This window comes from Inquilinus sp. Marseille-Q2685, assembly GCF_916619195.1.
Lineage (GTDB): Bacteria > Pseudomonadota > Alphaproteobacteria > DSM-16000 > Inquilinaceae > Inquilinus.
Window position 1 is genome coordinate 1,558,558 of the sequence record NZ_CAKAKL010000002.1, and the last position, 13,813, is coordinate 1,572,370.

Consider the following 13,813-nt stretch of genomic DNA (forward strand, 5'->3'; position numbering starts at 1 on the left):
GCGCGGCCGGGATGCCGGGCGTTTTGCCGGATGCCCACCAGGGCTATTGACGGACGGAGACATATTCGATGCACCGCCTCATTCTTCGGCGGATCCTGTTGGGCTCGCTGAGCCTGGTTGTCCCACTCTTCGGTTTCGATACGGCCGATGCCGCGGTGGTGCCGCGCGACGGCAGGGCCGCGGGCTCGATCGTCCAGGCCACGGGGCAGTCGGAAGTCCGGTTCACCGCCGCGGAGCTCTGGCAGGATGCGGAGGTGCAGCAGGTGCTGCTGGGCGGCGACGCGCTGCGCACCGGCCCTCTGGGCGGGCTGGCGATCCTGTTCGCCGACCAGACCCAGATCCGTGTCCACAACAACTCCCAGCTGCTGGTGCGCGAGGTCGGCGGCGACGGCGGCCCGGCACGGATGGACCTGAACTCCGGCGCGGTGTGGGCCCGGGCGGTGACCGGCGGCAGCGGCGTCGAGATCACGACGCCGGCCGCGACCGCGGCGATCCGCGGCACCGACTGGTCGCTGGCGGTCGGGCCGGACGGCAAGACCACGCTGGTCGTGCTGTCCGGCGTGGTCGAGCTGAGCAACGAATTCGGCCGGGTCAGCGTCGGCCGCGGCGAGGCGGCGGTGGCGGCGGTCGGCAGTGCGCCGGCCAAGATCATCGTCACCACGCCGAAGGACCGGGAGCAGATGCTGTTCTGGCTGGCGCCGGGCAGCGTGTTCGACTCCTTCCCCGCCTCCCATACCGACGCCCGCAGCCGGCGCGAGGCGCATCGCCGCATCACCGCCGTGCCGGAAGCGCAGCGCTCGGCCGAGGACTGGCTGTCCCTGGCCGAGGCGGATCTCGATATCGCCGGTCCCGCGGCGGCGGCCGCCGATCTGGCCAGGGCCCGCGCCGCCGGGCCGCTGACGCCGGAGCAGGCGGTGCGGGCGGATCTGCTGGACGGCCTCCTGGCCGGCCGGGCCGGCCGCGAGGAGGACGCGGCCCGAGCCTTCGCCGCCGCCGAGGCCGGCAGCACCGGACGGTTGCGGCGGCGGGCCCGCCTCGGCCGCTTCTTCGCCGGCTCGGCCTCCGGCGAGGCTGTCGACGCGGCGGCGATGGAGCGCGAGCTCGTGGCCAGCGACGATCCTCTCGCGGTCGACGGGCTGGCCTGGCTGCAGGCGATCCGGGGCGACCTGCCGGCCGCCTATGCCACGCTGCAGGCAGGCGGCCGCCGCTTCCCCGGCGATCTCGACATCGCCGTCAGCGAGGCCATGGCGGCGCAGGTGCTGGGCGACCGCGAAGGGATGCGGCAAGCGGCCGATCGCGCCCTGGCGATCGACCCCGACGATCCGGAGGCCCTGCGCATGGCCGCCGACTACAAGGTCGCCTTCGCCAACGACCCGGACGGGGCGCTGACGCTGCTGCGCCGTGCCACCGGCGAGGCCCCGGGCGATGCCGAGAGCTGGAACGATCTCGGCATGCTGCACGACATCCGCGGCGGGCTGGTCGAGGCCGACGCCGCGCTGGAGAAGGCCGCCGCGCTCGACCCCGACGCCGCCAACATCCGGGTCAACCAGGCGGTCCTCTACCTCGAGGCCGGCATGATTGACCGCGCCCGCGAGCTGCTGGGCCAGGCGCGGGAGATCGACCCCGATTCCGGCATCACCCTGATCGGCGAAGGCATCCTGGCCTTCGAGACCGGCGACGTCGATGGCGCGCTGGAGAAGTTCCTGGCCGCCTCGGCCGCCAACCCCGCCTCCTCGGAGAACCTGCAGGGCCTGGCGGCGGCACAATACGCGCTCGGCGAGACCGGACAGGCGAAGCAGACGCTGGAGAACGCCGACCGGCTGGACCCGAACGACCCGATGGTCCCCAATCTGCGGACCATCATCGCGATCGACGAGGCCGAGGCCGACGAGGCGATCCGCAACGCGCGGGAGATCGCGGCCCGCAGCGGCCAGGGCAGCCTGGCGCTGAGCACCGCCAATCTGGGCAACCGGCTGGGGCCGCCGCTGCTGGCGGCCTATGCCAATCTCGGCCTGCTGGACTGGGGCCGCTACTACAATGACCGCACCGACGACCCGTTCAGCGCCGCCAGTTTTCTCGGCCGGTCGGTCATCACCCAGCCGACCGTGTTCGGCGCCGACCCTGCCGTGCCCGACGGCGTGGCTCTGTCGGAGGAGATCCAGGCCCTGCTGCTCGACCCCACCCTGGCCTCGTCGCGGCAGCGCCGCACCGACCTGCTGCCCCGGCCGTTCCTGGACGCGCAGCTGACCGGCGGCATCGTCGCCGTCGGCGACACGCTCGGCCACAGCGAGGGGGTCGACATCGACGCCTACACCGTCACGCCGATCCCGCTGGCCTTCCGGGCCAGCTTCGCCCGGATCGACAATGACGGCGACGACCATGGCGACGACAGCGACAGCTGGACCGGCTCCGCCCGCCTCGCCGGCCGCCTGGGTCTGGGCGGCAGCTTCGCGGTCTGGATCGATGGCGGCGAGGCCGGCAACGAGCTCGCTGGAACCTCGTTCGCGCCCACCCCCTTCGCCAGCGAACGCAGCCGGGCCGTGTCCGGCGGCCTGGCCTTCGGCTACCGCCTCGGCGAGCGCAGCCGCCTGACCGCCATGGTCCAGCACAGTCATGTCGAGCGCCGGGACTTCAACCGCACGCTGCTGTTCGACATCCCCGACCGGGATTTCCCGGAGTTCGTCAGCTACGACATCCGGGCCGACGACATCGTCAAGCAGCACAACGACACCACCATGGGCGGCCTGGCCCATGTCTGGGGCACGGGCGACATCACGGTCCAGTACGGCTTCGAGGTGCAGTCGACGCGGTCGACCCTGACCTTCGACGAGACCGTCTGGACCTCGATCAAGCTCTTCGGCCGGGAGGTGCAGTCCGACCGCGGCCACGAGACGGCCCGCAGCGAGATCGAGCAGACGCTGGGCCGCGTCTTCGCCTACGGCCGCTGGACGCCCACCCCCGACCTGCGGATCGATTTCGGCACCGGCATCGTGCGTGCCGGCGACGGCGGCCCCGTGCCCGACGTGGTGCTGGAGCCGCGGCTGGGCGTGGCGTGGTCCCCGGCCGAGGGGCACTGGCTGCGCGCCGCGGTCCAGCGCGGGGCGCAGACGCCGGGCAGCCTGACCCTGGCCCCGGTCGACACGGTCGGCATCGTGCCGGACACGCTGCCCCTCGCGACCGGCGGCGTCGCCACCAGCTATACCGCCCGCTGGGAGGCGGAGTGGACCTCGCATCTCTTCACCAGCCTGGAGGGCCAGCACCAGGAGCTGGAGAACCTGTCCTTCGCCTACCCCTCGGCCCAGCTGGTCTCGCTGGAGGTCGAGCGCGGCCGCACCGACCGGGTGACCGCCGCCGGCAACATCTGGTTCGACGGCGGGATCGGCGTCTACGGCTCGGCCTCGCTGATCCGGTCGGAGATCACCGAGGGCCTCGGCGAGGGCAAGCGGATCCCCTTCGTGCCGGACTGGACGGCGCGGATCGGCGCCGTCTGGGTGCACCCGCTGCAGATCCGGGCGCAGATCGAGCGGGTCTGGGCCGGGCCGCAGTCGAGCGGCCCGGGGCTGCCGGAGATCGACGGCTTCGGCAGCACCAACATCGCGATCAGCTGGGAGCCGCTGGACAAGCGCATCGCCCTGGGCTTCGTGATCCGCAACCTGTTCGACGAGGAGTACGACACCGCCTTCGGGGTCGAGGCGCCGGGCCGCCTGGTCGCCGCCACCGCTTCGATCCGGTTCTAGATGGCGCAGGGCCGGGTCCATGGGAGCCTGTGGCTGCCGGTCCTGCTGGCGGCGCTGCTCTTCGCCGGCCTCGTTCCCCTCGGCGCGTCGGACGGGTGGCAGGTGGTGGAGCATCGGGCCTTCGACCTGTTCTCGACCTACGACCCGCCGCGGCCGCCCGCGCACAGCGCCGTGGTGGTGGCGATCGACGAGCCGTCCTTCGCCGAGATCGGCCGGCAATGGCCGTGGCCGCGCAGCGTCCATGCCGGGCTGGCCCGGGCGCTGCGCGGCGCCGGCGCCGGGCCGATCGGATTCGACATCGTCTTCGCCGAGCCGTCGCAGCCGGCGGAGGATACCGCCCTGGCCGCGGCCCTGGCGGGCGACACCGTGCTGGCGGCCGACATCACCGCCATCGCCGACCAGCGCTTCGAACAGCGGATCCGGACCGAGCCGCTGGCGACGCTGCTGGCCGGCGGCGCCCGCTCAGGCGTCGCTTCGGTCGACCTGGATTCCGATGGCGTGCTGCGGCGCCTGCCGAACGTGCCCGATCCCTTCGCCGCGACCCTCGCGCGCCTCGCCGGGCATGAGGCCGCGCCGCCGCCCGGTGCCCTGCTGCAGTATTTCGGGCCGCCGCGCAGCTATCCGACCGTGTCCTACTATCAGGCGCTGCAGCCGGAGGGGATGCTGCCGCCCGGCTTCCTGTCCGGCCGGGCCGCGATCGTCGGCTTCAGCCTGCAGGCGGTGCCGACCGTCACCAGCGGCGGCGCCGACGCCTTCGTCACGCCCTATACGGTGAAGACGGGGCGCCTGACCGCCGGGGCCGAGGTGCAGGCCACCATCCTCGACAACCTGGTGCATGGGCTGTGGATCACGCCGGCGCCGCCCTGGTTGCCGCCCGTGGTGCTGGCCGCGCTGCTGCTGGTCGCGCTGTTCGGCACCCGCCGGCTGGGGCCGGTGCCGTCCCTCGCCGCCCTGGCGCTGCTGGCGATCGGCATCGCCGCCGGCAGCTATGCCCTGCTGCGCTTCGGCCGGGTCTGGCTGCCGCCGGTGCTGCCGATGCTGGGCACCACCGCCGCCATCATCGTCCAGGGCAGCTACGGCTTCGCCCGCGAGCAGGCGCAGCGCCGCCGCATCACCCGCGCCTTCGAGCACTACCTGGCGCCGTCGCTGGTGTCGCGCCTGGCGCAGGACCCGGGCCAGCTGCAGCTGGGCGGCGAGACCCGGGTGCTGACCGTGCTGTTCTGCGACGTCCGCGGCTTCACCACCCTGTCGGAGGAGATGAAGCAGGATCCCCAGGGCCTGACCCGCCTCCTGAACCGGATCCTGACGCCGTTGTCCGAGGCCGTGCTGGCGACCGGCGGCACCATCGACAAGTTCATCGGCGACTGCGTCATGGCGTTCTGGAACGCGCCGCTGGACGACCCGGACCACGCCGCCCATGCGGTCGAAGCCGCCCGCCGGATGCTCGCGGAGATCGCCGCGCTGAACGAGTCGCTGCGGCGGGAGGGTGTGGCCGTCCCGATCGCGATCGGCATCGGCATCAACACCGGCACCTGCGTGGTCGGCAACATGGGCTCGGACCGGCGCTTCGACTATTCGGCGCTGGGCGACAGCGTCAACCTCGCCTCGCGCCTCGAAGGCGCCTGCAAGCGCTATGGCGTGGGCACGGTGATCGGGCCGGACACCGCCCTGGCTCTCGCCGGCCGGGCGCCGCTGATCGAGCTGGACCGGCTGGTGGTCAAGGGCCGGACCGAGCCGGCGGCGGTCTACACGCTGCTCGCCCATCGCAGCGTCGGGGACGAAGCCTATCGGGCGCTGGCCGGCCGGCACGAGGCGGCGCTCGCCGCCTACCGCGCCCGCCGCTGGGACGAAGCGCGGACGGCCTTCCTGGAATGCCGGGACATCGAGCCGTCGCTGGCCGCCCTGTACGACCTCTACGTCCTGCGCATCGCCGAGCACGAGCGCCACCCCCCGCCCGAGGCCTGGGCGGGGGAGACGATCGCCATGGAGAAATAGGCGCTTCGCGTCAGGCCGGGGCCTCGTGCCGGGCCAGCAGGTCGCGCAGCTGCGCCATCTCCTCCGGCTTCAGGTCGGTCAGCGGCGGGCGCACCGGACCGGCAGGGCGGCCGACCGCGGCCAGCCCGGCCTTGATGATCGACACCGCATAGCCCTTGCCGCGGTTCCGGATCGCCAGCAGCGGATAGTAGAAGTCGCGCAGCAACGCGTCTGTCGTCGCCGTGTCGCCGCCGCGCAGGGCGCGGTAGAAGCGCTGCGCCAGCTCCGGCACGAAGTTGAACACGGCCGAGGAATAGGTGGTGACGCCAGCGGCGAAGTACGGCGCCGCGAACACCTCATGCGTCGGCATGCCGCCGATATAGGCCAGGCGGCCGCCCATGCGGCGCGTGATCTCCAGCACCAGGTCGACCTGGCCGTGGCCGTCCTTGAAGCCGACCAGGTTCGGACAGGCGTCGCACAGCCGGGCGATGGTGTCGGCCTGCAGCACCGCGTTGTCGCGGTTGTAGACGATGACGCCGATGCCGACGGCGTCGCACACCGCCTTGACATGGGCGTACAGCCCCGCCTGCTCCGCCGTCATCAGATAGGGCGGCAGCAGCAGGATGCCGTCGGCCCCCGCCGCCTCGGCGTCCTTCGCGATCTCGACCGCGATCCGGGTGCCGTAGCCGCAGCCGGAGACGATCGGCGTGGACCCGGCGGCGGCCTTCGCCGCGCGCACCACCTGCGGCACCTCGGCCGGAGTCAGCGAGAAGAACTCGCCGGTGCCGCCGGCGGCGAACAGCACCGCGGCGCCGAAGCCGCCGAGCCAGCCGACATGCGCCTCGTAGCCGGCGCGGTCGAAGCCGTGATCGGCGTCGAAATGGGTCACGGGGAAGGACAGGAGCCCTGCAGACAGGGCACCTTTGAGCTGCTGGGGATCCATCGTGGCCTCGTTGGTCGGATCGGCAGGCGGTCGGATCAGCGGGTCACGGACCCCGGATAGAGCTGGCCCACCGCCTCGAGCTGGGCGGCGATGTAGCCGTAGACGAAGGCGAAGGCGACGCCTTCCGGATCGCGGCCGCTGATGGTCGGCACGTGGTCCGGCATCACCATGTAGGGGTAGCCGAGCTCGGCGTAGAGCTTGATCGACCGCCACATGTCCATGTCGCCCTCCTCCGGGAACGTCTCCATGAAGGAGAGCTTGCGGCCGCGGATGTTGCGGAAATGGACGTTGAAGATCTTGCCGCGGCTGCCGAACCAGCGGATCACGTCGTCGATCTCGTTCCTCGGGTCGTCCAGCATCTCGCCGACCGTGCCCTGGCAGAAGTTCAGGCCGTGATAGGGGCTCTCGCGCATCTGCACGAACTTCTTCAGCCCCTCGACCGTGCCCAGAACCCGGGTGACGCCGCGATAGCCGGGCGGGGTGTAGGGATCGTGCGGATGGCAGGCCAGCCGGACCTTGTTCGCCTCGGCGACCGGAACCACCCGCTCGAGGAAATAGTCGATGCGCTCCCAGTTCTCGTCCTCGGACAGGGTGCCGACCAGGGTCGGCGGCGCATTCTGGTCCGCCTTGTCCCAGCGGAAGGAGGCGTTCATCGACCCGCCGCGCCCCGGCTCGTCCGGGGTCCGCGGGATGCCGATGATGTTGAGGTTGTACTTGGCGGCCGGAATGCCGGCCCGGGCCAGGTTCTCGATCAGCCGGCAGATCGAGTCGATCTGGCGGTCGCGGTTCGGCCCGGCCGACAGGATGTCCGGGCTGTCCGACTGCTCGATCGGGCGCGAGCCGAGCGGCAGTTGCACCATGTCGAGCACCAGGCCGAAGCTCTCGATCTTCTCGCGGTGGCGCAGCAGCACATCCAGCGACCAGTCATGCGGGTTGCCGGGCGGGTTGTCGTTGAGGTGGCGGACACCGAGCTGGGCCAGGACCCTGAGATCGTCGTCGTCCCGAACCCCGTTCTGCGTTCCGAGATACATGCCCGCGCCCTCCCTGGGATCAGCTTTGTTGGCTGAGCTAATATGACATCATATGACTGATGACAAGCCGGAACGCGGCGGTGCCGGTCAGGATCCGGCGTCGGCCGGCAGCCCGCCCAGGGCGCGGTAGCGGCGCTGGCTTTCGGTCAGGTGATGACGCATCGCCAGGCGGGCGCCGTCCGGGTCCTGGCGCTCGATCGCCTCGATGATCCGGGCATGCTCGACGATCACCTTGCGCAGATAGCTGGTCGTCGCCTCGGCCGATTCGCCCAGCCGGCTGCGCGGGATGGTTCGCTTGCCGAGATAGGTCAGGACATCGCTGTAGAAGTGGTTGTTGGTGGCTGCGGCGATCGCCAGGTGCAGCCCGAAATCGGCGTCGACGGCGCTGCCGCCGATGTCGACGGCGGCGATCATGCGGTCATGCGCCAGCAGGATCTCGGCCTCCTGCCGTGACGACCGGCGCAGCGCCGCCAGGCCCGCCGCCTCGATCTCCACCCCCATGCGGAACTCCAGCAATTCAAGGACTTCCGAAAGCCGGGTGAAGTCGCCGGACAGGAGGCCGGGCTCGGGCTCCGCCCCGGGCGTCACGAACACGCCCACCCCCTGGCGCGGCTCGACCAGCCCCCTGGCCCGCAGCTCGGCGATCGCCTCGCGCACCACGGTTCGGCTGACGTTGAACTCGTCGATCAGGCGCTGTTCGGTCGGCAGCCTGGCGCCGACCTGCAGCGCGCCGTTGGCGATCCGCTGGCGCAGGGCCTCGGCAACCGCGACGGCCAGCTTCTCGCGGCGTCGTGGCGGTCCCGCTTCGGTTTCAGTTGGGTTCGGCACCGCTCCTCCTGATCGTCTTCGTGGGGGCGTGCCCTCCGCCCATTCGTCAATGGCAGTCACACATTTGACACTTGCGAAGTCAAGATCGGCAATGATAGTCGTCAGACAACAGACATCATATAAAGACAGGGAGGCTCGGACCATGGGAAAGTGGAGTAGAAGGCTGCTGGCCCTGGCCGTCGCGCTGGCGCCGGCCGTTGGTTCCGCCGAGGCCAAGACGCCGGCCGACCAGTTGGTGATCGGCGCTTCGCTGGCGCAGGTGCTGTCGCTGGACCCCGGCCAGGCCACCGAATCCGGCTCCTGGATCGTCACCTCCAACATCTACGACCGGCTGGTCTCCACCGATCCGAACGACCCGACCAAGCTGGTGCCGCAGCTGGCCGAGAGCTGGGAGGTCGACGGCCGGTCGATCGTCTTCCATCTGCGCGACGCCAAGTTCGCCTCCGGCAACCCGGTGACGGCCGAGGACGCGGCGTGGTCGCTGCGGCGGATGCTGAAGCTGAACCAGGCCGCCGCATCGCTGTGGAAGCCCTACGGCTACGACGAGACCAACATCGACAGCTTCCTCGAGGTGGTCGACCCCAAGACCTTCCGCCTGAAGCTGCCGGAAGGCACGATCGCGGAGTTCGTGCTGTTCGCCCTGTCCGGCAACAACGGCGCCGTGATCGACAAGGTCGAGGCCACCAGGCACGAGGCCAACAACGACTTCGGCAATGCCTGGCTGCGCGCCAATTCGGCCGGGTCCGGCCCCTTCGTGCTGCGCCGCTGGTCGCCGAACGAGATCATCCTGATGGACCGGAACGACGCCTTCTGGGGCGGCGCGCCGGCGATGAAGCGGGTGGTGCTGCGCCACGTCGCGGAAAGCCAGGTGCAGCGCCTGCTGCTGGAGCGCGGCGACATCGACGTGGCGACGGCGCTCGCCGCCTCCGACATCACCGCCTTCGACGGCAAGCCCGGCTTCGTCACCCAGCGGGTGCCGACCGGCGGCTTCTACGTGCTGGCGATGAACACCCAGAACAAGTACCTGGCCAATCCGGACGTCCGCCGCGCCATCGCCTGGGGCCTGGACTATGCCGGCATGCAGAAGACGATCATGGGCCCCTATGGCCGGGTGCGCCAGGTGCCGGTGCCGGAGAACTACCCGACCGCCCTGCCCGATCCGGGCTACACGCTCGACGTCGCCAAGGCCAAGGAGCTGCTGGCCAAGGCCGGCTTCCCGGACGGCTTCCCGCTGACCCTGAAGACGATCGCCGAGACCCCGCGCGTCGACCTGGCCACCGCCATCCAGGCCTCGCTGGCCCAGATCGGCATCAAGGTCTCGATCGAGCAGGGCAACGGCAGCCAGATCATCGCCGCCCACCGCGCCCGTGAGTTCGACCTGCTGATGCCGCTGACCGGCGGCGGCAACATGGCCGATCCGATCGGGTCCCTGCAGAACTTCACCTACAACCCGGACAACAGCCCGAACGGAAATTCCGGCTACTTCACCTGGCGGTCCGCCTGGGACATCCCGGAGCTGACCAAGCTGACCGTCCAGGCCCGCGGCGAGGAGGACCGCGCCAAGCGCGAGGCCCTCTACACCGAGATCCAGAAGCAGTTCCTGGCCAGCGGCCCGGCCATCCTGCCGATGTTCGAGCGGTTCTCGCCGGTGGTGGTGTCGGCGGATGTCGAGAACTTCATCGGCCAGGGCTTCCGCGGCGTCCGGCTGGACATCGTCAAGAAGAAGGCCGAGTGACCGCGATGCGGGCCGGCGGACAGGAGACGACATGACCCGCGACCTGCCGCTGAAGCTGCTGCGCCGCGTCTTCAGCCTGCTGCTCAGCCTGTTCGTCCTGCTCTGCCTCACCTTCGTGATCGGACGGCTAATGCCGTCCGATCCGGTGGGCGCCATCGTCGGCGAGCTCGCGGATCCCGCGGCCTATGCCGCGATGCGGGCCAAGATGGGCCTCGACCTGCCGATCCCGCAGCAGTTCTGGGTCTATCTGACGAACCTGCTGCACGGCGACCTGGGCACCGCTGTCCTGACCGGCAACCCGGTGGTGTCGGACCTGGCCGCCGCCTTCCCGGCGACGCTGGAGCTGGCGACGCTGGCCATCATCCTCAGCGTCGTCGTCGGCGTGCCGCTCGGCCTCCTGGCGGCGCTGTACCGCGACACGCTGTTGGACCAGATCGCCCGGGTGATTGCCCTGCTGGGCCATTCCCTGCCGGTGTTCTGGTTCGGCATCGTCGGGCTGATCGTGTTCTATGCCGGGCTGCAATGGGTCGGCGGGCCGGGCCGGATCGACGTGTTCTACGAGGGCATCGTCGAGCCGCGCACCGGCGCCATCCTGATCGACAGCCTGCTGGCCGGCGAGAACGAGATCTTCTGGAACGCGCTCGGCCACCTGATCCTGCCGGCCAGCATCCTGGCCTATGCCGCGATGGCCTATATCGTCCGCATGACCCGCAGCTTCACGCTGGAGCAGCTGGGCCAGGACTACATCATCGCCGCCCGGGCCAAGGGGCTGCGGCTGCCGGCTGTGGTCTGGGGCCACATCCTGCCGAACATCGCGGTGCAGCTGGTCACCATCCTGGCCATCTCCTACGGCCATCTGCTGGAGGGGGCGGTGCTGGTGGAGATCGTGTTCTCCTGGCCCGGCATCGGCCAGTACATGACCAACGCGCTGATGATCGGCGACATGAACGCCATCCTGGCCTGCACGCTCCTGATCGGCCTGATCTTCATGATCCTCAACCTCCTGGCCGATGCCGCCTATCTGGCGCTCGACCCCCGCACGCGGGAGGCCCGCTGATGTCGTCGATGCAGGCACAGCAGCCGATGACGCCGGCCGCGGCGGAACCGGCGGCCGGCGGCGCCTTCTCCGCCCAGCTGCGCCGCTTCCGGCACGAGCCGCTGGGCATCGCCGGGCTGGCCTTCATCGGCCTGCTCGCCGTGGTCGCCCTTCTGGCCCCCTGGATCGCACCCTACGACCCGACGGTGCAGAACCTGAACAACGTGCTGCAGCGGCCGGACTGGGTGCATCTCGCCGGCACCGACGAGCTCGGCCGCGACATCTTCAGCCGCCTGGTCTGGGGCAGCCGGATCACGCTGCAGATCGTCGGCACGGTCACGCTGATCATCGGGCCGATCGGCCTGCTGATCGGTGTCGTCGCCGGCTATTGCGGCGGACGCGTCGACGCCGTGCTGATGCGGGCCACCGACATCGTCCTGTCCTTCCCCTCGCTGGTGCTGGCGCTGGCCTTCGCCGCGGCGCTCGGCGCCGGGCTGGGCACGGCGATCGTCGCCATCTCGCTGACCTCCTGGCCGTCGATCGCCCGGCTGGCGCGGGCCGAGACGCTGGTGGTGCGCCAGGCCGAGTACATCGCGGCGGCGCGGCTCTACGGCGCCTCGCATCTGCGGCTGATCGGCCTCTATGTGATGCCGATGTGCATCCCGTCGGTGATCGTGCGCCTGCCCCTGTCGATGGCCGGCGTGATCCTGACCGCGGCGGGCCTCGGCTTCCTCGGCCTCGGCGCCCAGCCGCCGGCGCCGGAATGGGGGGCGATGATCTCCAGCGGCCGCAAGTTCATGCTCGACGCCTGGTGGGTCTCGGTGATGCCCGGCCTGGCGATCCTGGCGACCGGCCTGGCCTTCAACCTGCTGGGCGACGCCCTGCGCGACGTGCTGGACCCCCGCCATGCCCGCTGATGCCACGAACGGCGCGCCGATGCTGCAGGTCGAGAACCTGTCCGTCACATTCGGCCATGGCAGCTACGAGGTCCGGGCCGTCCGCGACGTCGGCTTCGCGCTGGGCCGCGAGCGGCTTGGCATCGTCGGCGAATCCGGCTCCGGCAAGTCCACCGCCGGGCGGGCCATCATGCGGCTGCAGCCCAAAGGCGCGCGGGTCGCAGCCGACGCCCTGCGCTTCGCCGGCCGCGACCTGCTGTCCCTGTCCGAGCGGGAGATGACCCGGATCCGCGGCCGCGACATGGCCCTGATCCTGCAAGACCCGCGCTATTCGCTGAACCCGGTGAAGCCGATCGGGGCGCAGATCGCGGAATCGGCGCGGGTGCACCTGAAGCTGGGGGCACGGGCGGCACGCAAGGCGGCGCTGGAGATGCTGGGCCATGTCCGGATCCGCGATCCGGAGCGGACCATGGCGCTGTACCCGCACGAGATCTCGGGCGGCATGGGCCAGCGCGCCATGATCGCGATGATGCTGCTGAACAAGCCGAAGCTGGTGATCGCCGACGAGCCGACCTCGGCGCTGGACGTCAGCGTGCGTCAGGACGTGCTGACCCTGCTGGACGGGCTGGTGCGCGAGAACGGCTCCGGCCTGATCCTGATCAGCCACGACATCCGCATGGTCGCGCGCTTCTGCGACCGGATCCTCGTCATGTATGCCGGCCGGGTTGTCGAGGAGCTGCGCTCGCTCGATGAGGCCCGGCATCCCTACACGCGCGGCCTGATCGCCTCGATGCCCGGCTTCGACGGCCCGCGGCCGAAGCGGCTGCCGGTGATCGACCGGGCGAGCCTCGCCGCCTTCGAGGAGGCCGCCCGATGAGCCCCGGCGAGACCATGGTCCGGGTCGCGGATCTCGACGTCCGCTTCCAGTCCCGCCGCGGCACCGCGCATGCGGTGAAAGGCGTCTCCTTCGCGGTCGAGCCCGGCGGCGCGCTCGGCATCGTCGGTGAATCCGGCTGCGGCAAGTCGACGGTGCTGCGCTCCCTCGCCGGGCTGGAGCAGCGCTGGACCGGCCGGATCCAGCTGGCCGGACAGCCGGTCGGCCCGAAGCGCGGCCGCGACGAGTTGGCCCGGGTGCAGATGGTGTTCCAGGATCCCTATGGATCGCTGCACCCGCGGCACAGCATCGGCCGCGCCCTGGCCGAGCCGCTGATCGCCATGGGCCTGCCCGACCCGTGGGACCATGTGCCGGGCGCGCTGGCGCGGGTGGGCCTGCCGGCGCGCTTCGCCGACCGCTACCCGCACCAGCTGTCGGGCGGCCAGCGCCAGCGCGTCGCCATCGCCCGGGCGCTGGCCCTGCGCCCGCCGATCGTGCTGCTGGACGAGCCGACCTCCGCCCTCGACGTGTCGGTCCAGGCGGAGGTGCTGAATCTGCTGATGGCCCTGCGCGAGGAGCACCGGCTGACCTATGTCTTCGTCAGCCACGACCTCGCCGTGGTCGGCCAGATGTGCGACCGGGTGCTGGTGATGAAGGACGGCGCGGTGGTCGAGGAGCTGCCGGCCGACGCTCTGCGCGCCCGCAGCGTCGAGGCGCCCTATACGCGCGAGCTGATCGCGAACAGCTTCCTGTGACCGG

General features: G+C 71.0%; 10 protein-coding genes. 7 read left to right on the top strand and 3 right to left on the bottom strand.

Going from position 1 to position 13,813, the window contains the following annotated elements:
• Nucleotides 1-68: 68 nt before the first annotated feature.
• Together LG391_RS16500 and LG391_RS16505 are read left to right on the top strand one after the other, a co-directional pair.
• Nucleotides 69-3,737: a TonB-dependent receptor domain-containing protein gene (locus LG391_RS16500; protein ID WP_225769089.1), complete on the top strand. Its 3,669-nt coding sequence runs from the start codon at nucleotides 69-71 to the stop codon at nucleotides 3,735-3,737.
• A complete protein-coding gene (locus tag LG391_RS16505) occupies nucleotides 3,738-5,732 on the top strand; it encodes a CHASE2 domain-containing protein (protein WP_225769090.1) in 1,995 nt (664 codons plus the stop codon). It begins immediately after the preceding gene.
• A 10-nt stretch (nucleotides 5,733-5,742) separates the two neighbouring features.
• Here LG391_RS16505 and kdgD read toward each other — a convergent pair whose 3' ends face one another.
• From kdgD to LG391_RS16520, 3 genes are all read right to left on the bottom strand, one after another.
• Nucleotides 5,743-6,654 carry a 5-dehydro-4-deoxyglucarate dehydratase gene (gene kdgD / locus LG391_RS16510; RefSeq protein WP_225769091.1) on the bottom strand — a complete coding sequence of 304 codons (912 nt, stop codon included), beginning with the start codon at nucleotides 6,652-6,654 and terminating at the stop codon, nucleotides 5,743-5,745.
• Nucleotides 6,655-6,689: 35 nt separating this feature from the next.
• Complete coding sequence (locus LG391_RS16515) at nucleotides 6,690-7,685, bottom strand: mannonate dehydratase (RefSeq protein WP_225769092.1); 996 nt, start codon at nucleotides 7,683-7,685, stop codon at nucleotides 6,690-6,692.
• An 87-nt stretch (nucleotides 7,686-7,772) separates the two neighbouring features.
• The gene (locus LG391_RS16520; protein ID WP_225769093.1) at nucleotides 7,773-8,513 is read right to left on the bottom strand and encodes a FadR/GntR family transcriptional regulator; all 741 of its coding nucleotides are present in this window, start codon (nucleotides 8,511-8,513) and stop codon (nucleotides 7,773-7,775) included.
• Between the two features lie 142 nt (nucleotides 8,514-8,655).
• Here LG391_RS16520 and LG391_RS16525 point away from each other — a divergent pair, with 142 nt between their 5' ends.
• From LG391_RS16525 to LG391_RS16545, 5 genes are read left to right on the top strand one after another with little or no spacing between them, the layout of a single operon-like run.
• Nucleotides 8,656-10,248 (top strand): ABC transporter substrate-binding protein, encoded by a 1,593-nt coding sequence (locus LG391_RS16525; RefSeq protein WP_225769094.1) that lies wholly within the window; start codon nucleotides 8,656-8,658, stop codon nucleotides 10,246-10,248.
• Between the two features lie 31 nt (nucleotides 10,249-10,279).
• Entirely contained in the window at nucleotides 10,280-11,305 is a 1,026-nt protein-coding gene (locus tag LG391_RS16530) for an ABC transporter permease (protein WP_225769095.1), read from the top strand.
• On the top strand, nucleotides 11,305-12,201 hold the full coding sequence (locus LG391_RS16535) for an ABC transporter permease (RefSeq protein WP_225769096.1): 897 nt from the start codon (nucleotides 11,305-11,307) through the stop codon (nucleotides 12,199-12,201). The genes LG391_RS16530 and LG391_RS16535 overlap by 1 nt, the downstream gene beginning before the upstream one ends.
• Nucleotides 12,191-13,057 carry an ABC transporter ATP-binding protein gene (locus tag LG391_RS16540; protein WP_225769097.1) on the top strand — a complete coding sequence of 289 codons (867 nt, stop codon included), beginning with the start codon at nucleotides 12,191-12,193 and terminating at the stop codon, nucleotides 13,055-13,057. Before LG391_RS16535 ends, LG391_RS16540 begins: the two co-directional genes overlap by 11 nt.
• Nucleotides 13,054-13,809, top strand: a complete 756-nt coding sequence (locus tag LG391_RS16545) for an ABC transporter ATP-binding protein (RefSeq protein WP_225769098.1) — start codon at nucleotides 13,054-13,056, stop codon at nucleotides 13,807-13,809. The genes LG391_RS16540 and LG391_RS16545 overlap by 4 nt, the downstream gene beginning before the upstream one ends.
• Nucleotides 13,810-13,813: the final 4 nt, after the last annotated feature.